The following is a 25,803-nucleotide window of genomic DNA, read 5'->3' on the forward strand; positions in this document are numbered from 1 at the left end:
GTTTATCACTCGAATCAAATCACACGAGAATTCATCAACTCTGATATTGAGTATGTGATGCTTGGTATCAGTTTATCAGCGGGTGCTTATCCTGATGCTCCTGAGTTACCGAAGTCTGATGACGAGGCTGTCTGCCGCAGCATTGATGGTAAGTGCTGGGAAATCCGCCCCGATTACCGAGGAAAGATAGCTTACGACACATTAACACGAGAGCCGATTGAGATAACGGAAATCGGTGAGTTACCGGCAACACTGACCTTCAAAAAACCGCCAACTGATTTTGACAAATGGGATGGTAAGGATTGGGTAGTTGATAAAGACTTACTCAAAGCTCATCAAATCAACGAAGCAAAACAGAAACAAGCAACACTGTTACAGCAAGCAAATTACACAATCTCACTGTTGCAAGATTCTGTCGACTTAGAGATGGCTACAGATGAAACGCGCGAGTCTCTATTAGAGTGGAGAAAATACAGAGTACTACTCACTCATACAGATTTGAATCAAGCGCCTGATGTGAAGTGGCCGGAAGTGCCGAAGTAAAGTGTTGACATATGCTTTTAAATATGTTTAACATTGATTTACTACTGCACAAGTAGCTTAGAAATGCTGATTTTTGAAAAGCATGTATACTGCCGTACAGGCAGAACGAAGCCGGTTAATCCGGCTTCACAATCTCTTTCTCATCTCAGAACCTCCCGCCTAACACCGTAAAACCAATCACTACACTTCATATTGAGTACCCTTTTTGTTTGTACATTTGTTTGTACATATTTTATTTTGTTGTGATTTATGTTGATGTAATTTTTTGTTTTAATTGAACATTTTTGTTTTTAGATTATTTGCTGCCGGGATATGCTGGAATGGGTCCCCCAATTGGTGGAACTCCTGAATGGAGGGTATAATACAATCGAGCAGCGCAATGTTGTATTACGCTATATTTTACTGAATGGACATACGCTGGATATCTCACACTTTGTCCATCAACTGATTGAACAATCTCCGGAGCATAAAACAATGTTGATGACTATTGCAGAACAGCTTGAACAAAAAGGGCGCGAACAAGGTATTGAACAAGGTATTGAGCTAGGCCGAGAGGCAGGTCGAGAGGAAGGCCGAGAGGAAGGTCGAAAGGAAGGTAAACTGGAAACGGCTCGTGCCTTATTACGGCATGGCGTGAGTTTAGATATTATTGTCACCAGTACCGGCCTGAGCCGGGATAAAATTGAAGCGTTAAAGCATTAAATTAATCTTCTCTTCCACAGCAAAATGCCGATGTTCAAGATCGGCATTTTTGTTCTTATTCAGGATGATGGCTATACGAGGGACTTTTACGTTTGCCCAGCGAAGCTGAAACCGGTCAGACTAAAGCAACAATCTCCGGAGCATAAAACAATGTTGATGACTATTGCAGAACAGCTTGAACAAAAAGGGCGCGAACAAGGTATTGAGCAAGGTATTGAGCTAGGCCGAGAGGAAGGTCGAAAGGAAGGTCGAGAGGAAGGTAAACTGGAAACGGCTCGTGCCTTATTACGGCATGGCGTGAGTTTGGACATTATTGTCACCAGTACCGGCCTGAGCCGGGATAAAATTGAAGCGTTGAAGCATTAAATTAATCTTCTCTTCCACAGCAAAATGCCGATGTTCAAGATCGGTATTTTTGTTCTTATTCAGGATGATGGCTATACGAGGGACTTTTATGTTTGCCCGGCGAAGCTGAAACCGGTCAGACTGAAGCAACTTTATAGAGGACGAAATGACACCTTAATAACATGGGGAGCGTGATTAGGTGAGTTATTTGTGGAAACAAATACTCGTTCTGTTGTAGTAGTTATTATTCCTATTGCATATTCTTTATTACCTGTGAAATTAATCTATAAGTCGTTTATGTTTATGAAAAGATATAAGAAACTTATACCTTAATATTTTATTCATTATATGAATCCAAGGGAAATTAGTTAGCTAAGGATTGAAAAAATAGGTGCTTCATTAATGCCAGGTTTTAAAAAAATACAGAGTGGCTAAAAACAGCCGACTCTCTTTCATATTTAATACATTTATCTGCGATACTATCCTCCGATTATTTTATTTTACGTTTACCTAATATGATACAACTATTTAAAAGTGATAATGCGGAGAAATTAAAGCTTTTATATAACTAACAAGAGGATATTCAGATGCTTTTTCGTTGTTATTTTACGAGAAAATCTATAAAAAATTGGTTGGTAGATTATTTTAATAGGGTTTAAGTTATAATAGTTGAGTTAATTATCTGAAAAAACATAAAGGGATATCCTTATATCATCAGGCTATTTACTGACTGATTTATTCATAAAACAAAGAGTGGGGATTATTAAAATCACTCAAGATTGTCGGTAAAACAGGGTCAGTATTAATGCGTGTTGGGAAATAATGGATAAAAAAGAATGAATGTCCAAACAGATAAGTGATTATTATGATCAGTAAAAATAGATAGTGGGTATGATTAAACTTAACAGAAAGCAGACGTCGAAAGTGGTAAAAATACCATTTAGTATTTTATACCGATTAAAATCCGATGTTAAAATAATGCATTTTAATAACAGTTTAAACCCTGCCAATCATAAATCCATCAGTGAAAAAACTTGACTCTGTTAATACTTATGTAATCAGGTAAAATAAATAAGAATATGAATTGATTAGGCAAGCTGTTTTCTTAAAGAGACTGGCTTTAAATAGGATTTCATAATACTGATACAGTTAGCCTATCTGATTAATATCCAAACAGTACAAATTTGATGCTTGATAGACCGTACTAACTCATAACTCTGCTATGTATAGTTTACAACCCTTGCTACACAAGTAGTTGTACGAAGTGGAGCACTATTTTGGAAAGTTATTTAATAACGTTTTCAATCGGGAAATAAACTTGTTTATAAAGCAATTAAATAATTGAACATGGAAAATTGGTATAAAAATGCCCAAGAAAATGATTTAAATTATAGTATCTGAATCGGGTTGCTTAACAGCGTTATTATATATTTCATTTATTATACAAAACCGTGATACTTTAAATACTCCAATTTAAGCCATGTCTCTTTTCATACATTTAATGTGATCTCATGCTAAAATCGATTCGTATCGTTATTTTTATAAGCTATTTTCTCTCTCGGTTAACGCTTAAATACCTGCTTGACAGTTATCACCTTTCTGGATTATTAATCTACCAGACCTTTTACCATTGATGGTGTAATAAGGCATTATTAGAGAAAGTCAATCAATAGACAATACGTTACCTGAAATATTATATGATGAAAAAAATTTTTTTAAAAAAAAAGGGTTGTCAATAGTTTGTGAATTATTAACCTGTTAAACCTATCGTTTTTAACAAAACCTGCGGACTTCTCCTTCCTGAATGTTAATTATGAGTAAAACGCGCTTTTAACATCAGGGGAAGAGGGATAACAAACAGCTCGAAGAATTATCATTTCGTTGGACGTTCTTGCTTCTTGATGTATGTTGGCGAGAGTAAGCCACGCAATACACTCAAAACCAGCAAGGGTAATGCCTTGCCGAAATTTCTTTCCCGCCTTTATGCTGGCGGGAGTATCCTTTTCAAGGAAAAAATGGCGGCATTCAATTCACTTTGGGAATACTTTTTATTGTTTTCCGCTATTGTTTACCATAACGAAACTCAGGGGAGAGTTTACTTATCCCAAGCCCATTAATTTTTTTAACTTTGATCTGCACGGGTATCCGTTCTTTCATGGCTTCAATGTGGCTGATAACACCGATGGTTTTACCGGAAGCATTTAAATGGTCCAGCGCGTCAAGTGCAATATCAAGGGTTTCTTGATCAAGTGTGCCAAAGCCTTCATCCAGGAATAGTGAATCGATACTGGTTTTATTGCTGACTAAATCAGATAGTGCTAAAGCCAAGGCGAGGCTGACCAGAAAACTTTCGCCGCCAGAAAGCGTTTTGGTATCACGAATAGCATCGGCTTGCCAGGCATCAACCACTTGCAGTTCAAGACCATCACTGTTTTTACGTTGCAAATCGTAGCGTCCGTGCAATTTTTTCAGCCGTTGATTGGCGAGATGAACCAAATGATCCAGTGTTAATCCTTGAGCAAAACGACGGAATTTAGCGCCATCAGCCGAACCAATCAGGTTATTAAGATAACTCCAGTCATCATAATTTTGTCGGCAATGACTGATCTCTTCCAATAAGGATTTTTGCTGTTGACGGCGTGTTTCGTCATTACCAAGCAGGTTTTTCAGTTCTCCTTGTTGTAAGGTGTTTCTTTTTAGCTCATCAGCAATGTTTTCCAACTGTTCGGTCAGTTGTGGTTTTGTATATTGATCAAGTAATTCAGGGCGATTTTTCCGATGTTGTTGCAGGGCCTCTATCGCTTTCTGGCATAGGGCGTTGGCTTGTATCTGCTGTTGTTCAAGTTGTTCTTTGAGTTGTCGCAATTCTTGACGTTGCTCTTGTGATAACAGTGCTGTTTCAAGGGCATGTTGATCGGTAAATGGGCTTTTAGCTAACGCAACATTGAAGTTCTGTTCTGCTTGCTGTCTTTGTTGTTCAGATTGGCGACAGTTTTTTTCTGTCTCATGAATGGCGCCGGTTAGTTGGTTGATGCTGGATTGCGCTTGTTGCAGATGTGACAATGCTTGTTTGTGCATTTCCTCCAGCTTTTGAGATTGTTGTTGTAATGCTTGAGTGATTTCTGTAACAGATTGTTCACCAAATAGCTTTTTGCGTTGTTGTTGTGTCTCTGCGAGTTGTTGTTTCTGCTGTTGTGCTGTTTGATTAAGCTCGTTTAAACGGGATACATATTCTTCTTTCTGTTTATGCAATGATTCAATCTGATTTTGGATAACCGCTTCTTCTTTTTGGATCTGTTGCCAGTTTTCATGACAGTTTTGATATACTTGCCACTCTTTTCTACGTTGTTGCAGCCAGTTTTCACTCTCATTCAACATTGGCAGTGATAAATCATATTGCTGTAATTCTGATGTCATTTTTTCGATGGCATCCGTCAGCTTACACTGCTGCCGTTGTATTTCTGGTTGCAGTTCAGATAAGTGTTTTTTCAGTGCATTGTATTGATGCTTATTCAGTTCAATATTTCGCTCAATTTCTTTAACGTGTTCTTGATGAGCGGCCACTGTTTTTTCTGTTTTATGGTACGTTTTTTCTGCTAGTTCAAGTTCGGTTAATTGGGTTTGGCAAAGCTGATGAGCAGATTGGTTTTGTTGCACAAATCGTTCAAGAGCGGGTTTATCTGAAAAAGAAATGTCGATCTGTAATGTTGCGCAAGTTTCCTGCCATTGTTGAGTTAATACATTCAGTCGTGGTTCAGCGTCAGCAATTTCTTGCAAAATATGGTCGTATTGTTGCTGTTGGAACTCTTTTTTATTGACCAATGATATTTTGGTGGCTTGTAACTCGTCAAATTGCAGACGTAAATCTTTTAACCGTTGTTCTGATTTTGGCAGTTCAGTATTTTGATAAGCTTGAATGGCAGGGTGATGTTCAGAACCGCACAGTGGGCAAGGGGAGCTTTCCTTGAGTTGTGCCCGTTCTTTTTCCAGACTAACAATCTTTTGTTCTAACTGAATACGTTGAGTCAGATCGGCTAAATGTTGCTGTTTGTCTAAGAGTTGTTTATCGATGGATTCAATTTGAACAGGAAGTTCCTTTAATAATTTTTCCGGTTGTTGTAAGCGAATATGATGACTGGCAATAGCGGCTTGTAATTGCAAGATTTGCGGCGATAGGATTTCCAGTTTATGTTGCAGCGGTAGCTGTTCCTGATATTGAGTTAATTGTTTTTTTAATTTCTCCGGCGAATATTGCTTTTGCAGAGTAAAAAATTGTTGTTTGGCCTGCTCAAATGCCAGTTCCAGAGGTTGGTTATTTTCAATCTGTTGTTTTAAATCTTCTCCTTGTTTGTTCAGATTATCGTTAAGTTGCGCGATTTCGGCGGTGAGTTCGCCAATTTTTTGCGTTTGGTGATCAATTTGTTGCTGCTGTTCTTGTCGCCAAGAGAATTGATGTTGCCAAAAAGCCAGCTTTTCACCGAAATATTGATGATAAGGTTGTTGTTCGAAATAGTTTTCCAGTTGTTTTCTTTGATTGGTGAATGATAGGGCGCGCTGATTTGCGGTGTCATATTGCTGACAGCGGTTTTCAAGTGCGGTTTTCTGTTCGTTGATTTGTTGCTGAGTAAGATTGAGCTCTTTAATCTGCACCGCAATTTGATGATCTAATGGAATCACCTGTCCTGTTATCAGCTTTTCTTGTTGTTGCCTGTGTTGTTGGTGTGCGGCTCTGGCAGAATCTGCATGAGTCACGTTTTGCTGTATCGGCGTGAGCGTCTGTTGTTGTTGATGAAGTTGCTGACGCATCTCTGCCAACTGTTTGCTGATTCTCTGATGTTCATATTGCGTTCGGTTTTTATCATCCAGCAAGGGACGCACTGTTTCTGCCGGTTCACTGCTAGCCAGTTTTTGCAGTTGCGGTTCTGCATGAGTCAGCGCTTTTTCTGCCTGTTGTAAGGAAGCGTTATTTTCAGTAACAAGTTGCTCAAGTTCTTCCTCACGTGTCAGCCATTGTGCCGAATGTTGCACTGTTTTTATCTGCTGATTGAGTTGTGATTCAGCATGGGTGAGTTGTTGCTGTTGTTCCAGATATTGTTGATGTTGTTCTGCTGTTAACAAATCAATGGCGGATGCTTTGGCTTGCAGAATATCCAGCTCTGATTGTGCTTGTTTATGTTGTTGGTAGATTTGTTGAGATAAAATTCCGTAAATTTCAGTACCGGTTAACTCTTCCAATAAATCAGCCCGTTCGTTTGGCTGAGCATTGAGGAAAGCGGCGAAATCCCCTTGGGAGAGCAACATAGATTTGGTGAAACGGCCATAATCTAATCCGGTAATTTCAATGATTTTTTCTTTTTTATCCTGGATTTTGTCGGACAGAATTTTGCCGCTGCTGCTAAGGGCGAGTTCTACTTTAGGGGCTTGCAGATTGCCATTCGGTTGATTACGCGCTCGTCGTTGGCTCCAGAAAGCACGGTAAGCGACACCTTTCACTTCAAACTCAACTTCAGCTAATGATTCCGCGGTGTGTCGGGTCATCAGCTCATTTTGTGAGGTAGAAATCGTCAAGCGTGGGGTTTCGTGATAAAGCGCAAGGCAGATCGCATCCAATAAGGTAGTTTTACCCGCACCGGTAGGGCCGGTTATGGCGAACAGACCATTGCTGGCAAACGGCTCTGCTGTGAAATCAATTTTCCATTCACCCTGTAATGAATTAATGTTTTTTAGCCGTAGACTCAAAATCTTCATGCCTGCTCCTCCTTGTTTTTAGCCTGATAGATATTGTTCACTGTTTGTTCGAAAAGAGTAGTCAGACGTCTTTTATGTTCTTCATCTTCGAGTGTTGATTGGGCAAGTCGCCGGGCAAAAACCTCGTTAACGCTAAGTTCTGTCAGGGTTTCTCTGTTTTCTTGCGCTAGCCTATTTTGCTGCTGTGTTTTACTGCGTCGCAGCAGAATGACTTCGACAGGAAGCTCTGCAACCATTGATTGAATTCTTTTCTGAATATCATGGAGGTAATCTTGGGTGGCAACTTCAATATCCAGCCAGACGGGCTGCTCTCCTTGATGGTCATTAAAAGTTTGTAATTGTTGCTCAATCTGTTGTAGGTCGCCCTTGATAAGCTGCATAGGCTGATATTGTGGAATGGGTAAAAGCTTAATAGATTCCAGTTTGTCTTGGGTAAATTCCACCAAACAGACACTTTTCTCTTGCCCGATTTCATCGAAACTAAGAGGAATTGGGGAGCCGCTGTAGCGAATATGTTCAGATTTAGCCACGATTTGTGGCCGGTGAATATGCCCAAGCGCAATATAGTCTACCGGCGGGAACGCTTGTGCCGGGAAGGCGTCCAATGTACCGATATAAATATCCCGCACTGAATCTGTAACCGTGGCGCCAACGGTCGTTAGGTGTCCGGTAGCAATGATAGGTAAAGGCAAATTCAATTCATCACGTAATTCACACGCTTGCTGATAGAGTCGATGATAGTGTTTTGCAATGGCTTCTTGTAATGCGAGTTGTTTTTGTTCTCCTGATTGACCGGACTGGCTGATCATAATATCTCTTGGCCGCAGAAAAGGGATTGTACAAAGAATCGCACCGGCATTGCCTTGTTTGGTGATGAGTACTTTTATCTGTTTTTGTGGATCTTTTTCTGCGTGAGCGATAACGGTGGTATTCAGGCAGGAAAGGAGTTCTTTTGATTCATTTAATGTTGCGACTGAATCATGGTTACCACCAAGGATAATTAACTGACAACCGGTAGGCTGTAGTTCAACGATAAAGCGATTATATAGCTCGCGGGCGTAGCTAGGCGGTGAGCCGGTATCAAATACATCTCCGGCAACAATTAATGCATCGGTTTGGTAGTTTTCGATCTGTTTAATCAGCCAGCGCAGAAAATGTTGATGTTCAGCAGCCCGGCTTTTTGTAAAAAAATATTGGCCGAGATGCCAGTCCGAAGTGTGAATAATACGCATAGTTTCGCCGTCATTGGTTAAAGTGAAGCATGATTATAATCGCTGTATTCTGAATGTCGCTTTTAAATCCGATCTCTTGAATATATCTCCGAGCGGCTTCGCATTCATTATGAAATATGACAATTGTTAAATTAATTATTGCGAAATAGATTGCAGATAGCGGATAACCAAGGCAGGATTTCATAAATTTGTCATAAAACTGACGCATAATGCTTTTTCAAATTAAGCTGTTATCAGGTGCGCCGTAAAACCTCGTTCTTTAGGGCGTAGTGGATGTCAACTCAATATGTTAATGGGATTAATCATGGCAAGACGCATTCTGGTAGTTGAAGATGAAGCTCCGATTCGTGAGATGGTCTGTTTTGTTCTGGAAAAAAACGGGTATCAGCCGGTAGAAGCAGAGGATTATGATTCTGCGTTGGCATGTTTATCTGAGCCATATCCTGATTTAGTGTTATTGGATTGGATGCTTCCCGGCGGCTCTGGCTTGCAGATAATTAAACAGATGAAACGGAATAATAATATCCGTGATATTCCGGTGATGATGCTGACTGCCCGCGGTGAAGAGGAAGATCGGGTGCGTGGCCTCGAAGTTGGGGCGGATGACTATATCACCAAGCCTTTTTCTCCTAAAGAGCTGGTTGCTAGAGTTAAAGCGGTATTACGGCGTATTTCACCGATGGTCATGGAAGATATTATCGAAATGAATGGCTTGGTTTTGGATTCAACCTCCCATCGGGTGACCAGCCAGGATAAAGCACTGGATATGGGGCCGACGGAATTTAAATTATTGCACTTCTTTATGACTCACCCTGAACGGGTCTATAGCCGTGAACAGTTGCTTAATTATGTTTGGGGAGCAAACGTTTACGTTGAAGATAGAACTGTTGATGTCCATATCCGCCGTTTACGTAAAGTATTAGAGATTGGCGGCCATGATAAAATGGTGCAGACCGTTCGTGGTACGGGTTACCGTTTTTCTACTCGTTACTAAATCCACGCACCGGAGAATCTAATGTGTTAGAACGTTTATCCTGGAAGAAGCTGGTTTCAGAACTGCTTCTCTTTTGTTTGCCTGCGTTAATTTTATCGATATTTATTGGTCACTTATCCTGGTGTTTATTTGTTTCGGTGTTTTTGGTGTTGATGTGGCATGGTTATAACTTGCTAAAACTGTCGAACTGGCTATGGCTGGATCGCAGTATGTTGCCGCCGTCGGGGAGAGGAGGGTGGGAGCCAATTTTCTATGGTATTCACCAGATGCAGCAACGGAATCGAAAACGGCGTCGTGAGCTGGCATTGTTGATCAAACGGTTTCGTAGCGGGGCGGAATCATTGCCCGATGCCATTGTGATGATGACAACAGAAGGTAATATTTTCTGGTGTAACCGCTTGGCGCAACATTTACTCGGTTTTCGTTGGCCTGAAGATAATGGACAGCATATTTTTAATTTACTCCGCTACCCTGATTTTAGCCGATATATCCTTTCCAGAGATTTTTCACGTCCTTTATCCATTGAATTAAATAATGGTTTCACGGTTGAGTTCCGGGTGATGCCTTATACTGAGGGACAGTTCTTGATGGTTGCCAGAGATGTGACTCAGAAGCGAACATTGGAAAATGCCCGTCGTGACTTTTTTGCCAATGTCAGTCATGAAATGCGTACCCCTTTAACCGTTTTGCAGGGTTATTTGGAAATGATGCAGGATCAGGCAGAGGATAATCCGCTAAGTAAGAAAGCGTTGAATACGATGCAGGAGCAAACCCGGAGGCTGGACAGTTTGGTGAAACAATTGTTGCAACTATCTAAAATTGAAGTCGCTCCCCAGATTGATATGAATGAAGTGGTTGATGTGCCTTTGATGCTTAAAGTATTGCGTCAGGAAGCCACAGCGTTGGGTAATGAATGTTATAAGATTAATTTTGATATTGGCGAAGGGCTCAAAGTGTTCGGCAATGAAGAGCAGCTTCGCAGTGCAATGTCGAATTTGGTTTATAACGCAGTTAACCATACCCCGAAAGGGACTCAAATTGATGTCAGTTGGAAAAAGAATTCCCACGGCGCTGAATTTACGGTGAAAGATAATGGGCAAGGTATCAGTGCTGAACATCTACCTCGTTTGACCGAACGTTTTTATCGGGTGGATAAAGCACGCTCCAGACAAACAGGAGGAAGCGGTCTCGGTCTTGCGATTGTGAAACATGCCTTACATCATCATCATTCTCATCTTGAAATTTCCAGCGAAATAGGGAAAGGGACGGCCTTTAGTTTTACTTTACCGCCAGGATTGATTGTACCTGTTAAAATAACCAGCAGAAGAGATAGGAATAGTTTGATTAACAGTAATAATTAATCTTCGCAATTGATTATTATTTTTTCAGGTTAAAAAAAACGCAAATCATATAGTGTTTATTCAATGATAGCTAACAGCAATCACTGGTTTTGAAAAAGAGTACGGCATATACTTCTGCATTCTGGTTTATCTATTGCCTTCTGGCACTATAAAAGTTTTACTTGTGGGCAGTTGTTGGCGATTCTATCTATAATAATCGCTATAATCTGTCTTCAACAGATACCTGGTGAATATTATTTTGATAATAAATCGTTAAATTAGGGTTCAATATTGTCAATATGGGCTTAGCTATTGGCAGTATTTATATTATTCAGGCCATAAATATGGTAACAAAATATTAATAATCATTATGACACATCGTTTATCATCTAAGGATATTTGGGCATTAGGGTTTATGACTTTTGCTCTGTTTGTGGGGGCGGGAAATATCATTTTTCCCCCGATGGTGGGGTTACAATCAGGTGAATATGTTTGGTTAGCAGCACTAGGCTTTTTAGCAACTGCGGTTGGTTTACCCGTCATTACAATCATCGCGTTGGCAAAAGTTGGCGGTGGTATTGAAGAGCTGAGTTCACCTATTGGTAAAGTTGCTGGTTTGCTGCTGGCGACAGTTTGTTATTTGGCTGTTGGTCCTTTATTCGCTATCCCACGGACCGCAACTGTCTCTTTTGAAGTAGGCATTGCCCCGCTTACCAGTACCGGCGAGTTATCCCTGTTTATCTACAGTCTTATTTATTTTGTGTTGGTAATTGCTGTTTCCCTGTACCCAGGCCGTTTGCTTGATACTGTCGGGCATGTGTTAGCGCCTATCAAGATGTTGGCGTTAGGTATACTTGGTGTTGCTGCTTTACTTTGGCCGGCTGGTGATTCAATTCCAGCGATTGATGTTTATCAGCAAATCCCATTCTCCAGTGGCTTCGTCAATGGTTATCTGACGATGGATACGCTGGGAGCGATGGTATTTGGGATTGTTATTGTTAACGCCGCGCGTTCAAGAGGCGTTGCCTCATCTTCATTATTGACCCGTTATGCAATGTGGGCAGGTTTTATTGCCGGCCTTGGTCTGATACTGGTTTATCTTTCCCTGTTCAAGTTGGGAGCGGGTAGTGGATCGTTAGTGCCTCATGCAGAAAATGGCGCGATCATTTTGCATGCCTATGTGCATCATACTTTTGGTGGCGTTGGCAGTATTTTTCTGGCTGTGCTGATTTTTGTCGCCTGTATGGTGACGGCGGTTGGGTTAACCTGTGCATGTGCTGAGTTTTTCAGCCGTTATTTGCCTCTGTCTTATCGTTCACTGGTTTTGATCCTTGGAGGATTCTCCATGTTGACTTCTAACCTTGGTTTGAGTCATTTGATTAAGATTTCTATACCGGTGCTGACAGCTATTTATCCACCTTGTATCGTTCTGATTGTGTTGAGTTTTACGCTGTGCTGGTGGCACAATTTTACCCGTATTTTAGCTCCGGTAATGTTAATTAGTCTGATGTTTGGTATTTTGGATGCGATTAAATCATCCGAAGCATTAGCTTATTTGTTACCAAACTGGGCAACACGTTTACCACTGGCAGATCAAGGGTTGGCTTGGTTAGCACCATCCCTGTTGGTTTTAGTTGTGGCTGGTATTTATGACCGCGTTTTAGGGCGTTCTGGTACTCGCGAGACTCAAACGCATTAGTGATGATGTTTGTTTCTCTGATTGTTTGCCATTGTCAGATGTTTAGGGAAAGTATGGGATGGGGTTCCTGAGAAAAGGATCTCCCATCCCGATATTGCCTACACAGATTAGCTATTTTTTTAGTTGTTGGTCATTTTGGTCATTAGTAACCAATAGCCGCACCGGCCGGGCGTCGGACATCATTGGCGCCATAAAAATGGTTTTCACGCACTTTACCAGATACGGCGGCATCATTGCCTGAAGAATTAGCTGAATCGCCAGCGGTTTTAGGTAAACCCACCATAATCACTTCAGCAGCGCCCCACGGTATCTGTTCCACCATCTTGTATCCCATTTTTTCTAGTAAATTCAATGAGTCTTTAGAAATACCACGTTGCTCATAATAAACTTCGTCGGGTAACCATTGATGATGAATGCGGGGGCTATTAACCGCTTCTTGAGGAGGCATCCCATGTTCAATGATGTTTAAGGCAGTTTGCAGGGTAATAGAGATAATACGGGAGCCGCCGGGTGAACCCAGAACAAGGAATATCTTGTTGTCTTTTGTGACAAGTGTCGGACTCATCGAGGATAGTGGGCGCTTACCTGGGGCAATAGAGTTAGTCGCGCCTTGGATGAGGCCATAAAGATTCTTCTCACCAATTTTAGTGGTGAAATCATCCATTTCATCATTGAGGAAGAAACCTGTCCCGGGGGCGATGACGACAGCGCCGAAAAGTCCGTTGATAGTATAGGTGGTTGAAACCGCATTACCTTCTTTGTCGACAATAGAGTAGTGAGTAGTTTCTGGTTTTTCATGGGGGCCAATACCTGGCTGAACATTCTCCGATAATGTTGCTTTACCTGGTTCTATTTTTTTACGTAGAGATTCAGCGTAATTCTTACTCAATAAGCGATCGATGGGATTTTTAACAAATTCTGGATCGCCAAGGTAAGTATTTCTATCCATGTAGGCATGACGCATGGCTTCTGTCAGTGTGTGAATATAATTAGCCGAGTTGAATCCCATTTCTTTGAGGTTGTAGCCTTCCAAGATATTCAAAATTTCACACATGGTTACTCCACCTGAACTCGGTGGCGGTGAAGAGATAAATTTATAACCGCGATAGTTACAGGTGACGGGGGTTGTTTCTGAGATTTTATAGTTGGCAAAATCAGCTTCGGTAATAATGCCGCCGGATTTTTTAGCTGCTTCGGCGACCAATTTAGGAATATTTCCGTGATAGAAAGCTTCTTGCCCTTTTTTGGCAATTAACTCCAACGTATTCGCTAGATCGGTTTGTATCAGCCTGTCTCCCGGTTGATAAGGAGAGCCATCTTTGCGTAGGAAGATACGGGCTGCTTCTGGATCTTTGCGGAAGCGTTTGATTGAAGTATCTAGAATATCAGTGTCTGCGCGGGTCAGTATAAAACCTTCTCGTGCCAGCTTAATCGCAGGCGCCATAACTTGTTCACGACTTAATTTGCCATATTTTTTTAGGGCGCTGTTTAACCCCATCACAGTTCCAGGCACACCGGCCGCGCGGTAACCATATAAACTTGATTCTTTAATAACATTGCCTTCTTTATCCAGATACATATCGGCACTTGCTGCATTTGGCGCGGTTTCGCGGAAGTTAATAAAAGTATTGGTGCCATCAGCCAAATGAATTGTCATAAAACCACCACCACCGATATTTCCACAACATGGATTAACAACGGCTTGGGCATAGCCAACGGCAACGGCTGCATCAACTGCGTTTCCTCCTATTTTTAGGATATCGACACCCACTTGTGAAGCAAGGTGTTGAGCTGAAACGACCATACCATTTTTAGCTTCAACAGCCGGTTGCGAAGCGGCATAAAGATGGGATGAGATAAGCAAGGATAAGATTGCCAGTGGTGTTTTCCATGTTTTCGACATATTGCGAGCTCCTGTTTTTTGGCGAGGTTATTTTCGTCAGTTGTAATAAGCTGTTTTATTTACACTGATTTTAATGTTAAACAATTGTAAATTTAATTATAAATGGCGATGGTTATCAGGATGAGGGAGTTTTTGTGCGCAAGGTGGCAAAACGAGGAATTTCAGCAATAAAAAACCAGCCGGAATAACCGACTGGTCTGAATATGGGTAATATCTAAGGTTATAGTTTACCAGCGTTTTGAGACAGGTATTTAGCTACGCCATCTGGAGAGGCGCTCATACCTTCTTTACCTTTTTCCCACTGTGCAGGGCAGACATCACCGTGCTCTTCGTGGAATTGCAATGCGTCAACCATACGCAGCATTTCGTCAATGTTACGGCCCAGAGGTAGATCGTTAACGACTTGATGACGAACCACGCCATTTTTGTCGATCAGGAAAGAACCGCGCAGAGCGACACCCGCATCTGGATGCTCAATGCCGTATGCTTTTTGAATTTCACGTTTAGTATCGGCAACCATTGCATATTTAACTTCGCCAATACCACCTTGATCGATAGGAGTTTTACGCCATGCGTTATGGACGAATTCAGAATCAAAAGAAACACCGATAACTTCAACATCGCGCTTTTTGAACTCTTCGTAGCGGTGATCAAATGCGATCAGCTCAGAAGGGCATACGAAAGTAAAGTCCATTGGCCAGAAAAAGATAACCGCAGGTTTACCATTCAGGTGTTTTTTCAGGTTGAAATTCCCAACTATTTCGCCGTTGCCGAGGACTGCTGCTGCTGTAAAGTCAGGGGCTTGACGAGTTACCAGAACCATGAGTTACTCCTGTAGTTTTACGAGGTTTATGTAAAAATTAGATATAGAATAAAGAATTAGCGTACACCAATAAAGGATAAAATACTAATCTTTGCAATAGATTTTACCTATTAATACTTTATTTTTATTTTCTTTACCTTAATAAGGTAGGGGATTTTTGCAAAGGTTTATTCGGATTCAAACTAAGAGACTTATATCAATTAGTCTATTTTTATTCGTTATAGAGCAAATCTGGGCACTGTTCGGGCCACTCCTAATACAACCCGTCAGCGCGACCGAAGAGCATTATTCTCACCTATTACTTACCTACATTTACTTACATGACGATTTCTGTGTCCATCATTTATTCTCCAGCATAGATGGGCAATTTGTAGTTATTGGAATAAGAACTTACTGAAATAAGTTAAATAATTATGTTACTTAAACATTTATAAAATTTATATTATTGACTGTTCTGAGCAAAAATTTACATTTACTTAAACTATCAATTTTGATATTTATTGAGGATAAATATAAATTTATATTAACTTTCTAACGTGAAAAACAGAGGTAGAAATGAGGAATCTTAAAGACGTCAATAGGGAAAAATTTTTACAAATAAAATGTAATATGAATGAATTGACGCGAGAAAACCCACATTTTTCCCTGCTGATTTCTCCCGTTTCAAGCAAGATCCGGCCCTATTTTTGTATCCTATTTCCTCCAAACAGCTTTTTGAAATGTTGTTAAATCATTTGTGTAAGTTCACTGCTTGAACAATGAACTTATTCAGGATTGTAACCAGTGAAAATATTCTCAGCCTTTGGTTGTATGAACTTTTTTGAATAATAAGAGTAGCCGCAGTGTATCCATGACATCCTTAGATTAACAACAAAGGAGATATTATGACCATCAATATTCAGGAAGAATTTGACAAATTAATAGAAAAAGCTTACGAAATGTTCCCACAAAATCTTGAAGCAGATACTTATATTCAGCCCTGTGACTGCGATGTTAAACCGATTTACCCGGTTCGCTATGCTTATGTGAACTTTTTCGGCAAGGAGCTGGAAAAACCAGAAGCACCGCCGGATATCCACACCCTGATGTTCTCTTCATCACTCCAACAAACCAAAGGCTATGCCGCCCGCCTGCTGCGTCCCGGCTGGATATACATCAAGGAAGAAGACCCGCTCACCACCCGCGGCAGCAAGGCCCGGGGCTATCTGCACATCTTTAAATACTGCGTGTCAGAGAAAGAAGTTAACGGTAAAAAACAGCGGGTAGAGAAATTTAAAAAATACATGTTCCTCAACCGCAGAGATGCCAGTGAAGGGCTTATCCCTGAGCCGGGCATTCGGGGTGAAGGTCATCCATTCCTGTTTGTCGCCAAAGATGTCATCAATATCAGTATCGCCTACAGTGAACACCCGTGGCACTCCTCAATACTGGCTAAGATTGACAACAGTCTTGAACTGCGGCAAAAAACCATGCAATTCATCAACCTCGAACAGAAGCAATCCCCTTTTGCGGTTAACGCCTCAGACAAGTATTTTCGAAAACTGATTGTCGATTACAAAATCCGGCAGGAACAGTTTGCCAACATCAAGGCCATCATTGAAAAAGACATCAATGAACTGGATTTGGCTGACGTCAGTATTGATACGCTGACCACTCAGGACAGCTACGAAATGGACGCCGGTAAGATTATCCAGGAAATCAACAGTTATCTGCACTTCAATGAACAGGCGCGGATTGTGATCCTGCATGACCCGGTAGGCCGTCAGCGGGACATTGTGGAAGCCTACTCCATCCTGAATTTGTGGCAACAGAGCTATAACGCCTCCAACATCTACCCACTGACCATCGGTTTCTATGTCGAAAAGCTCAAAGCCACCAAAAACCCGGAGCTGAAAAAGAAAATAGATGACAGTATTCATCAGGACCGCTGGAACAACGACTGGCCGAAATTGAAAAAAGTCACCGAAGATTTTGAAGCGCGTCAGGCGATGTTTATGAAATTGTTTGAAGCCTTTGCGGATAACCCGGACCTCAGTTATCAAGTCGGCGGGCTGCAAAATTACTTTCACTACTTCTTTTCACTGCAAGATGAAAAGGAGACGCTGGAAGAAGAGGATGCGCTGGAGTTCCGGTTTTTCAGTGAAATCCTCTCCGGCCTGCTCGGCAACCTGCAATCATCCTTGCCCGGCCAGCAGGTTTTAGCGAAGCTTGCAGCCAAAGAGTCAGACGGCAACGGGGATGGCAACTTCTGGCGCACCATTACCACCGGGGTTGTCACCGTACTAAATAACGACAAAGTAAAATCACCGATGCTTAAGGGCCCGTTTATCAGTGGAGTCGATAATATTCTGTTAGGTATGGGGACTTTTTTAGCAACTGTTTGTGCCTATACTCATCAGGCAATTTATCAGGGTTCAAGTTATGTCCGCCAGCTTCCCCAGAAAGCGATTGACCAGATAACCCAACAACTGGTTCCGGCCTTGTTATCCACGCTAGGCGTAGTGATTGAACCAGACGGCCGAGTGGCACTCAGTGAACAGAGCTATCAGGAAGTGCTTAAGCGGCTGGAGTCGAAAACGAATCGCCACCGACCTGACCCGGCAGTGCGTCAACAGGCTATCGGAGAACGGATGATTAACTGGAGTAAGCGCCTGGAATCACTTGGCAATAAACCGGTGATAACTCTACCGGAAGTTAAGACCAGTGTGGACTCGCCGGTTCAGCTGTTTACCTTAGAAGGGGCTAATAAAACTTCTATTGGTTTACTGTTTGATTCTTCATTGACCGGTGTCAGCCTGTTTCTCAATGCCTTCACCCTGGCGGATGTGGTTATGCAGACAGAATATGCCCGCAACAACCCTTTACAGCCTGGATCTTCCTATATGAACCTGCTGCGCTTTAGTACCGCGGTGATTGGTATGAGTGCCGATTTGACTTCTATTGGTTCGACACTGGCAAGTAAGGTGAATTCCCCTATAGTGAAAGCGCTGATGAGTGGGATAAAAGTGCCTGCCGTCAATACGGCGGTGGTCAGTCAATTTTCCCGTGTTGCCGGTAGTATGGCAGGATACTTAGGCGCAATTGTTTCCTTCTATGATGCCAGTAACGCTTTCAAAATGGGTAATAACATGGAGGGTTATGGCCAAGTTGCTATAGGAACAGGTTCTACCATTTTAACAACAGCAGTCTTGATCGGAGCTGCGGTAGGCACCTTTCTGACGGCGGGGGTACTAACCGCGATTATAGTCGGAGCTGGCTTGCTTATCGGTGGCAGTATTATACAAGCCACCAGTGCCTGGTCAGATTTAGAGAAAGTGCTGAATAACTGTTTTTGGGGGGCAGGAAAGAAATATGCTTTTTGGGATACAGAAAAGGCAAGGCCAACCATTTCACTACAATTTAAAGCAGCTAGAGAAATGAATAATGACACGCAAAATCATTTCGTTATCGAAAACCAAGAATTTTTAAATCTGTTTATTCAGCCACAGCTAAAAATACATAGAGAATATAAAAAGACGACTTACCGCTTTACCTTACCTGCCTTCCAAATGGGAATTTCGGAAATATACGGGCTTTTCGTTAAAGAAAATGAAATATACTATCTTGGTGCACAAATAATCCCTATCACCATTAACCACCGCCAGTATACACGAGATACTTTTCGCGATGCTACATTCAAGGCTGCGCGAGAACAGGCGAAACTAACTCTGAATGGCAATACAGCCAAATTAGAAATAGTCACAACAGAAGGGCAAGAAATAAATTCTTATCGCAGCAAGTTATATTGGTATTACCAACAATCAGAAAATGTTATCGCTCCTCTGCGTTATTTCTGGGGAGAAGAGCCGACAACAGAAAATACCATTAAGGGCAGTTTTGATGGAGAATTTATATGAAACAACGATTAAAAAATTTACTCAAAAAATGGTTTCCCACTATTCATCCCCTGCCAGCCAAACGGCTGGTACGCTGGGAAAAAGAAATCTTGGCTGTACCTCCGGATATTAAGGATGTTGAAACTATTAAGCATGTAGAGATACTGGACTACCTTGATAATAGAGAGTGCCATATTCGTAACACTCAGCGCCGCGCTCGGAGTATTACTTTGATTCCGGTAACTCTAGGACTAATCACCAGTATGTTATTAACAGTAAATGATTTCATAGAAGAACGAAAGAGTAATGAATCAGAAATTTATCATTGGGTTGATGTAGCTAAAAAAGAATATGGGGAGAAGTTTTACCTACGTGATGATCTACCTGACTATTTGAACGGTATGGATTATATTGGTGATGATAAAGATCTATCCCTGATAAAATACTTGCATTACCGCTATAATTATTATGAATATAGCGACTATTATTTTAAAATTGATATAGGTTTCCTGCTACTCTACCTACTGATTATTCCACCTTTTGTATGGGCTATGTTTTTTTTACGTCGACAAGCCCCATTAATTATCGATCGTGAACGGCAAATTTTTTACACTTGGTATAAAGGTAAAGTCTATGCCGCTCGTTATCCACAAGTAGGCATGGCAGAAAAAACTAACATTCTTTTCCTCAAAGTCTACGGCTTGGATGAGAACAATCAACTTATCGGGCGTGGTTTTATCCCTAACGTCAGCAGTTATTCTTTTGCTTTTTTAAGCAGTGGTAATGATAAAGGGTTAGCCGTGGCCTTTATGGTGAAATTCTTATTAAATGGCAAAGAGGCAGTCAGTAAGGTCGATTATAAACGCCGTGAGCCGCTTATCTGGTGGAGTAAAGATAAAAGACCTGCTGATTTAGACGCTCAAATTCCATTGATTTTGGCAGAATTGGATCGCTTAGGTCCCCCTGATGAAGATCTTTCCGAATGAAGCAACGATTAAAACATTTAATCAAAAAATGGTTTCCTACTATTCATCCATTGCCAGCCCAACGGCTGGTACGCTGGGAAAAAGAAATTCTGGCGGCACCACCAGATATTAAGGATGCAGAAACCATCAAACATGTGGAAATACTGGATCGCCTTAATGATAAGGAGTGCTGGGTTAGAAATCCCCAGCGCCGTTTCAGGAGTATTAACTTGATCCCAGTAACTCTGGGAATTATTAGCAGTCTGGTGTTAAATGTTAACGATTTTATTGAAACATGGCGGGCAGCGGAAAAGAATCTGCTTTGGTCTGTTAATGATGCAAAAAAAGATTATGGTGAGAAATTTTATTTGGATCCTGCTCTACCAGATTTTCTTAAAAAGTATGAATATATTGCTCATGATAAAGAAATTTCCTTGAGAAAATACCTATATTATCGCTATAATCATTATAGATATAGCAATAATATTTTAATAACTGATATGGCATTTTTATTGCTTTACCTACTGATTATTCCACCCTTTGTATATTGTATATTTTTTTGGCAGAGCCAAGCGCCATTAATTATCGACCGTGAACGACAGATTTTCTACACCTGGTATAAAGGTAAAGCTTATGCCGCCCGTTATCCACAATTAGGTATGATGGAAAAAACTAATATTTTGTATCTCAAAGTTTATGGATTGAATGAAAATAACAACCTTATCGAACGTGTCTTTATCCCTAACGTCAGCAGTTATACTTTTGCTTTTTTAAGCAGTGGCAATGATAAAGGTCTGGCATTGGCTTTTATGGTGGAATTCTTATTAAACGGCAAAGAGGCAGTCAGTAAGGTGGACTACAAACGCCGTGAGCCGCTTATTTGGTGGAGTAAAGATAAAAGACCTGCCGATTTAGAAGCCCAAATTCCCCTAATTCTGGCAGAATTGGATCGCTTGGGTCCCCCTGATGAAGATCTTTCTGAATGAAACAACGATTGAAACACTTACTCAAAAAATGGTTTCCCACTATTCATCCACTGCCAGCCAAACGACTGGCGAGCTGGGAAAAAGAAATTCTAGCGGTACCACCTGATATTAAGGATGAAGAAACCATTAAACACGTGGAGATACTGGATTACCTTGATAACAGGGAGTGCCATGTTCGTAACACTCAACGCCGCGCTCGGAGTATTGTCTTGATCCCAGTCACACTGGGGATTATTAGCAGCCTGGTATTAAACGTTAACGATTTTATTGAAACATGGCGGGCAGCAGAAAAGAATCTGCTTTGGTATGTTAACGATGCAAAAAAAGATTATGGTGAGAAGTTTTATTTGGATCCTGCTCTACCGGATTTTCTTAAAAAGTATGAGTATATTGCTTATGATAAAGAAATTTCCTTAAGAAAATACCTATATTATCGCTATAACCATTATAGATATAGTAATGATATTTTGGTAACTGATATAACATTTCTGCTACTTTATCTACTGATTATTCCTCCTTTTGTCTGGGCCATCTTTTTCTTACGCCGTCAGGCACCATTAATTATCGATCGCGAACGGCAGATCTTTTATACTTGGTATAAAGGAAAAGCCTATGCTGCCCGCTATCCACAAGTAGGCATGGGGGAAAAAACTAATATTTTTTATCTCAAAGTTTATGGCCTAGACGAAAATAATAACCTTGTCGGGCGTGGTTTTATTCCTAATGTCAGCAGCTATACTTTTGCTTTCTTAAGTAGTGGCAATGATAAAGCGCTGGCAGTCGCCTTTATGGTGAAATTCTTATTAAACGGCAAAGAGGCAGTCAGTAAGGTGGACTATAAACGCCGTGATCCGCTTATCTGGTGGAGTAAAGATAAAAGACCCGCTGATTTAGAGGCACAAATTCCGTTGATTCTGGCAGAATTGGATCGCTTAGGTCCCCCTGATGAAGATCTTTCCGAATGAAAATTAGCGTTAAAAAGTCATTTCCTACTATTCATCTTACACCAGCCAAATGGTTGGCATGCTGGAGAAAAGAAATTCTGACTGTATCGCTGGATATCAGGAATGAAGAAATCATTAAACATGCGAAAATACTGTATTGCCTGAATGATTTCTTTCTATCCGCATTTACAATTTATTCACAAGCATAATTTGTAATAATAACGCTTACTGAGGCGAACAGTAGAAATCCTTATTTTCCGCTTTTTCCATCATATAGGGGTAAAATTGCCAGAATAGTGCTTCAAAGTCAGCGTAATGTTGTTCTATATCCTGAAATGATCCAGATAAAGCCGATAATCTGGGATGTCTTCGGGCCATGCCTGTTAATACATCTGCGATAAATGCAAGATCTGCATAGCGGATCAGCCAGTTTTGCGGCCATAAAAATTCATTCAGCTCCTGAAATTTTTCAGGAGTGTAATAAAGATGAGGTTCAATTTGGTTGCGAGCATGGTGAATAAATGTCGGTAATGAGTAAGTGGGAACTAATTTATCCCAATACAAGGAGAGGAAGTGATCCCAGATAATATCCAAAGTGATCGGCGCAACCCGTCGATATGGATTACTGAACAAGTGACGGGCTTGTATAACAAATGGATGGGTATCTGTTAATACATCAACACGCCGATGCATGCGAATACCTGCAACCACATCAGCGCTGTATTGCCCCTCTGGATTACCACGCACAAAATCTGCCATCAGATTCCCTAACAGGGAACTGTCAGTCAGAGTAGCTAAATGTAGGTGAGCGAGAAAATTCATTCGGTGATTATAATATAAATCCGCGAAGTTATGTGCTTATTTGTTGCACCCTCAGAGCTGCGGCACTAGACTAGTCCGCCTGTTTTTCTGAATGATTAAATATAATGCGTGTCTCCGATTTTACTTTTGAACTTCCTGACGAAATGATTGCTCATTATCCTCAACCACAACGCAGTGGTTGCCGTTTGCTCTCGCTTGATGGTGAAACGGGGGCATTAACGCATGGTGTTTTTACGGATGTTCTCAATAAGCTGAATGCCGGAGATTTACTGGTTTTCAATAATACCCGAGTCATACCCGCGCGTATTTTTGGCCGAAAGGCTACGGGCGGTAAGCTGGAAGTGCTGGTTGAACGGGTGTTGGATGATAAGCGGGTACTTGCACATGTGCGTGCTTCCAAAGCGCCAAAAGAGGGAACTGAGCTGTTGTTGGGTGACAATGACAGTCTTAAAGCAACCATGTTGGCCCGCCATGATAGCCTGTTCGAAATACGTTTTGAGGATGAGCGCGATGTGTTGTCCATTTTGGATGACATAGGTCATATGCCTTTGCCGCCTTATATTAATCGTCCTGATGAAGAGGCAGACCGCGAGTTGTATCAAACGGTATACAGTGAACGGCCCGGCGCGGTAGCTGCGCCAACCGCAGGTCTTCATTTTGATGAGCCATTGTTGGAAGCGCTGCGTAAAAAGGGCGTGGAGATGGTTTTTGTGACACTGCATGTTGGTGCCGGTACTTTCCAACCAGTGCGGGTGGAGACTATTGAAGACCATATTATGCATGCCGAATATGCAGAAGTGCCACAGGATGTGGTTGATGCTGTGCTGGCGTGTAAGGCGCGAGGTAACAAAGTTGTTGCTGTTGGCACAACGTCAGTGCGATCGCTGGAAAGTGCAGCAAAAGCCTGCCAGGATGGGCTAATTGCACCATTTTTTAATGACACGCAAATTTTTATCTATCCGGGTTTTGAATATCAAGTTGTGGACGCGTTGATTACTAATTTCCATTTGCCGGAATCGACACTTATCATGCTGGTTTCTGCGTTTGCGGGTTATAAAAATACGATGAATGCTTATAAAGAGGCGGTTGCAGAAAAATACCGTTTCTTTAGTTACGGTGATGCGATGTTTATTCGTCGTAATCCCTTAGCTTGCAAGGAAAAGATTTCTTAATTTAATGTAATAATTATGGCATTGACTGGAATATATTGTTGAAGTTGTTGAAAATAGGATTATGTGAATATCTCAGCTCAACGGTAAATTTCAACTTTGTCTGGTTTTAAACAACAGCATCGGACTGTTTATCTGATGCCTGGAGGTTAGGTGAAATTTGAATTACAAACTACCGATGGTCAAGCCCGTCGTGGTCGTCTGATTTTTGAGCGTGGCGTGGTAGAAACGCCGGCATTTATGCCAGTTGGGACTTATGGCACAGTAAAAGGGATGACACCGGAAGAGGTAAAGGATACCGGCGCACAGATCCTGCTTGGCAATACTTTCCATTTGTGGCTACGTCCAGGGCAGGAAATCATGAAACTTCATGGTGATCTGCATGGGTTTATGCAATGGCATGGTCCAATTTTGACGGATTCAGGCGGTTTTCAGGTATTCAGCCTTGGCGCAATGCGTAAAATCAAAGAGGAAGGTGTACATTTCCGTAACCCAATCAATGGTACCCCAGTTTTCCTTAGCCCAGAAAAATCGATGGAAATTCAGTATGATTTGGGCTCTGATATTGTCATGATTTTTGATGAATGCACGCCATATCCTGCTGATTGGGATTATGCAAAACGTTCGATGGAGATGTCCTTGCGTTGGGCGGCGCGCAGTCGTAAGCGTTTTGATGAATTACAGAATAAAAACGCGTTGTTTGGTATTATTCAGGGAAGTATTTACGAAGATTTACGTGACATCTCAGTAAAAGGTCTGGTAGAGATTGGTTTTGATGGATACGCTGTAGGTGGTCTGGCGGTAGGCGAGCCTAAAGAGGATATGCACCGTATTCTTGAGCATGTCTGTCCGCAAATCCCGCAAGATAAACCGCGCTATCTGATGGGCGTGGGGAAGCCAGAAGATTTGGTGGAAGGTGTTCGTCGCGGCATTGATATGTTTGATTGTGTGATGCCAACCCGAAATGCCCGTAATGGTCATCTTTTTGTGACCAATGGTGTGATTAAGATACGTAATGCCAAACATAAAGAGGATACTTCTCCGCTGGATGAGCAGTGTGACTGTTATACTTGTCGGAATTATAGTCGGGCATATTTGCATCATCTCGACCGTTGTAACGAAATTCTCGGTGCAAGGCTGAATACTATCCATAATTTGCGGTATTATCAGCGCCTGATGGCTAAGATTCGTCAAGCTATCGAAGAGGGTAATCTTGAACAGTTTGTTGAAGATTTTTATCAACGGATTGGTAAACCCGTTCCGGCATTAAGTATTTGACTTAAGTGGTGATTGACTGGTTTCGGTGTGTATAGCATATTGCGGCTGGTTTTTGATTACTATTGAATTTGATAACAATGAGGGAAGTTTAATGAGTATTATTTCTGAAGCAGCAGCATCTGCTGGCGCACCGGCTCAGGGAAGCCCATATTCTTTGATCATCATGCTGGTCGTTTTTGGCTTGATCTTCTACTTCATGATCCTGCGTCCACAACAGAAACGTACTAAAGAACATAGAAAGCTGATGGATTCTATTTCCAAAGGTGATGAGGTGATGACCAATGGTGGTTTGATTGGTCGCGTCACTAAAGTTTCTGACACGGGTTATATCGTTGTAGCACTGAATGAGACTACTGAAGTGACCATTAAACGTGATTTCGTCGCTGCCGTTTTACCGAAAGGTACGATGAAAGCTCTATAATTTCTGATTTTCCC

At 41.5% G+C, this 25,803-nt stretch carries 16 protein-coding genes and 2 pseudogenes; 13 read left to right on the forward strand and 5 right to left on the reverse strand.

Annotated features, from left to right (window positions below; genetic code table 11):
• The 3 genes and pseudogenes from C6H66_RS00005 to C6H66_RS00015 form a co-directional block, all read left to right on the forward strand.
• The coding region (locus tag C6H66_RS00005) for a tail fiber assembly protein (protein ID WP_105394469.1) at window positions 1-543 on the forward strand (543 nt) is incomplete at its 5' end.
• Between the two features lie 297 nt (window positions 544-840).
• Window positions 841-1,245, forward strand: a pseudogene (locus C6H66_RS00010) (RpnC/YadD family protein); the annotation flags it as partial.
• Between the two features lie 117 nt (window positions 1,246-1,362).
• Window positions 1,363-1,611: pseudogene (locus C6H66_RS00015) on the forward strand (ISNCY family transposase); the annotation flags it as partial.
• 2,040 nt (window positions 1,612-3,651) lie between these two features.
• On the opposite strand, the gene C6H66_RS00020 reads toward C6H66_RS00015, so the two are convergent.
• Both C6H66_RS00020 and sbcD read right to left on the reverse strand, forming a co-directional pair.
• A complete protein-coding gene (locus C6H66_RS00020) occupies window positions 3,652-7,338 on the reverse strand; it encodes an AAA family ATPase (RefSeq protein ID WP_105394470.1) in 3,687 nt (1,228 codons plus the stop codon).
• Window positions 7,335-8,570, reverse strand: a complete 1,236-nt coding sequence (sbcD, locus tag C6H66_RS00025) for an exonuclease subunit SbcD (protein WP_105394471.1) — start codon at window positions 8,568-8,570, stop codon at window positions 7,335-7,337. Before sbcD ends, C6H66_RS00020 begins: the two co-directional genes overlap by 4 nt.
• 304 nt (window positions 8,571-8,874) lie before the next feature.
• On the opposite strand from sbcD, the gene phoB reads away from it, so the two are divergent.
• The 3 genes from phoB (at window position 8,875) to brnQ (ending at window position 12,603) form a co-directional block, all read left to right on the forward strand.
• Window positions 8,875-9,564, forward strand: coding sequence for a phosphate regulon transcriptional regulator PhoB (gene phoB / locus C6H66_RS00035; RefSeq protein ID WP_036783259.1), 690 nt, complete (start codon window positions 8,875-8,877; stop codon window positions 9,562-9,564).
• Window positions 9,565-9,587: 23 nt separating this feature from the next.
• A complete protein-coding gene (gene phoR / locus C6H66_RS00040; RefSeq protein WP_046397682.1) occupies window positions 9,588-10,925 on the forward strand; it encodes a phosphate regulon sensor histidine kinase PhoR in 1,338 nt (445 codons plus the stop codon).
• A 349-nt stretch (window positions 10,926-11,274) separates the two neighbouring features.
• Complete coding sequence (brnQ, locus tag C6H66_RS00050) at window positions 11,275-12,603, forward strand: branched-chain amino acid transport system II carrier protein (RefSeq protein ID WP_105394473.1); 1,329 nt, start codon at window positions 11,275-11,277, stop codon at window positions 12,601-12,603.
• Window positions 12,604-12,745: 142 nt separating this feature from the next.
• Here the strand turns inward: brnQ and ggt are convergent, their stop codons facing one another.
• Both ggt and C6H66_RS00060 read right to left on the reverse strand, forming a co-directional pair.
• On the reverse strand, window positions 12,746-14,506 hold the full coding sequence (gene ggt, locus C6H66_RS00055; RefSeq protein WP_105394474.1) for a gamma-glutamyltransferase: 1,761 nt from the start codon (window positions 14,504-14,506) through the stop codon (window positions 12,746-12,748).
• 220 nt (window positions 14,507-14,726) lie between these two features.
• Window positions 14,727-15,329 (reverse strand): peroxiredoxin C, encoded by a 603-nt coding sequence (locus C6H66_RS00060; protein ID WP_065389338.1) that lies wholly within the window; start codon window positions 15,327-15,329, stop codon window positions 14,727-14,729.
• 884 nt (window positions 15,330-16,213) lie between these two features.
• Between C6H66_RS00060 and C6H66_RS00065 the strand changes: the two genes are divergently transcribed.
• The 4 genes from C6H66_RS00065 to C6H66_RS00080 are packed head-to-tail and all read left to right on the forward strand — an operon-like array spanning window position 16,214 to window position 22,120.
• Entirely contained in the window at window positions 16,214-19,225 is a 3,012-nt protein-coding gene (locus tag C6H66_RS00065) for a toxin VasX (RefSeq protein WP_105394475.1), read from the forward strand.
• Window positions 19,222-20,190: a hypothetical protein gene (locus C6H66_RS00070; RefSeq protein ID WP_105394476.1), complete on the forward strand. Its 969-nt coding sequence runs from the start codon at window positions 19,222-19,224 to the stop codon at window positions 20,188-20,190. Before C6H66_RS00065 ends, C6H66_RS00070 begins: the two co-directional genes overlap by 4 nt.
• Complete coding sequence (locus C6H66_RS00075) at window positions 20,187-21,155, forward strand: hypothetical protein (RefSeq protein WP_105394477.1); 969 nt, start codon at window positions 20,187-20,189, stop codon at window positions 21,153-21,155. The genes C6H66_RS00070 and C6H66_RS00075 overlap by 4 nt, the downstream gene beginning before the upstream one ends.
• Entirely contained in the window at window positions 21,152-22,120 is a 969-nt protein-coding gene (locus tag C6H66_RS00080) for a hypothetical protein (RefSeq protein WP_105394478.1), read from the forward strand. The genes C6H66_RS00075 and C6H66_RS00080 overlap by 4 nt, the downstream gene beginning before the upstream one ends.
• A gap of 204 nt (window positions 22,121-22,324) precedes the next feature.
• Here C6H66_RS00080 and C6H66_RS00090 read toward each other — a convergent pair whose 3' ends face one another.
• Window positions 22,325-22,921: an acyl carrier protein phosphodiesterase gene (locus C6H66_RS00090; protein WP_105394479.1), complete on the reverse strand. Its 597-nt coding sequence runs from the start codon at window positions 22,919-22,921 to the stop codon at window positions 22,325-22,327.
• 104 nt (window positions 22,922-23,025) lie between these two features.
• Here C6H66_RS00090 and queA point away from each other — a divergent pair, with 104 nt between their 5' ends.
• From queA to yajC, 3 genes are all read left to right on the forward strand, one after another.
• On the forward strand, window positions 23,026-24,093 hold the full coding sequence (gene queA, locus C6H66_RS00095) for a tRNA preQ1(34) S-adenosylmethionine ribosyltransferase-isomerase QueA (protein WP_046394458.1): 1,068 nt from the start codon (window positions 23,026-23,028) through the stop codon (window positions 24,091-24,093).
• A gap of 150 nt (window positions 24,094-24,243) precedes the next feature.
• The gene (tgt, locus tag C6H66_RS00100; RefSeq protein ID WP_105394480.1) at window positions 24,244-25,368 is read left to right on the forward strand and encodes a tRNA guanosine(34) transglycosylase Tgt; all 1,125 of its coding nucleotides are present in this window, start codon (window positions 24,244-24,246) and stop codon (window positions 25,366-25,368) included.
• A 91-nt stretch (window positions 25,369-25,459) separates the two neighbouring features.
• Entirely contained in the window at window positions 25,460-25,789 is a 330-nt protein-coding gene (gene yajC / locus C6H66_RS00105) for a preprotein translocase subunit YajC (RefSeq protein WP_036775066.1), read from the forward strand.
• The last annotated feature ends 14 nt before the right edge of the window (window positions 25,790-25,803 follow it).

It is taken from the genome of Photorhabdus hindustanensis, assembly GCF_002968995.1.
Classification (GTDB): domain Bacteria; phylum Pseudomonadota; class Gammaproteobacteria; order Enterobacterales; family Enterobacteriaceae; genus Photorhabdus; species Photorhabdus akhurstii.

What these genes read in the sequence shown, in the direction of transcription:
- C6H66_RS00020 (WP_105394470.1), bottom strand. Translation starts at nt 7,338, where the DNA reads ATGAAGATTTTGAGTCTACGGCTAAAAAACATTAATTCATTACAGGGT.
- sbcD (WP_105394471.1), bottom strand. Translation starts at nt 8,570, where the DNA reads ATGCGTATTATTCACACTTCGGACTGGCATCTCGGCCAATATTTTTTT.
- phoB (WP_036783259.1), top strand. Translation starts at nt 8,875, where the DNA reads ATGGCAAGACGCATTCTGGTAGTTGAAGATGAAGCTCCGATTCGTGAG.
- brnQ (WP_105394473.1), top strand. Translation starts at nt 11,275, where the DNA reads ATGACACATCGTTTATCATCTAAGGATATTTGGGCATTAGGGTTTATG.
- ggt (WP_105394474.1), bottom strand. Translation starts at nt 14,506, where the DNA reads ATGTCGAAAACATGGAAAACACCACTGGCAATCTTATCCTTGCTTATC.
- C6H66_RS00060 (WP_065389338.1), bottom strand. Translation starts at nt 15,329, where the DNA reads ATGGTTCTGGTAACTCGTCAAGCCCCTGACTTTACAGCAGCAGCAGTC.
- C6H66_RS00065 (WP_105394475.1), top strand. Translation starts at nt 16,214, where the DNA reads ATGACCATCAATATTCAGGAAGAATTTGACAAATTAATAGAAAAAGCT.
- C6H66_RS00070 (WP_105394476.1), top strand. Translation starts at nt 19,222, where the DNA reads ATGAAACAACGATTAAAAAATTTACTCAAAAAATGGTTTCCCACTATT.
- C6H66_RS00075 (WP_105394477.1), top strand. Translation starts at nt 20,187, where the DNA reads ATGAAGCAACGATTAAAACATTTAATCAAAAAATGGTTTCCTACTATT.
- C6H66_RS00080 (WP_105394478.1), top strand. Translation starts at nt 21,152, where the DNA reads ATGAAACAACGATTGAAACACTTACTCAAAAAATGGTTTCCCACTATT.
- C6H66_RS00090 (WP_105394479.1), bottom strand. Translation starts at nt 22,921, where the DNA reads ATGAATTTTCTCGCTCACCTACATTTAGCTACTCTGACTGACAGTTCC.
- queA (WP_046394458.1), top strand. Translation starts at nt 23,026, where the DNA reads ATGCGTGTCTCCGATTTTACTTTTGAACTTCCTGACGAAATGATTGCT.
- yajC (WP_036775066.1), top strand. Translation starts at nt 25,460, where the DNA reads ATGAGTATTATTTCTGAAGCAGCAGCATCTGCTGGCGCACCGGCTCAG.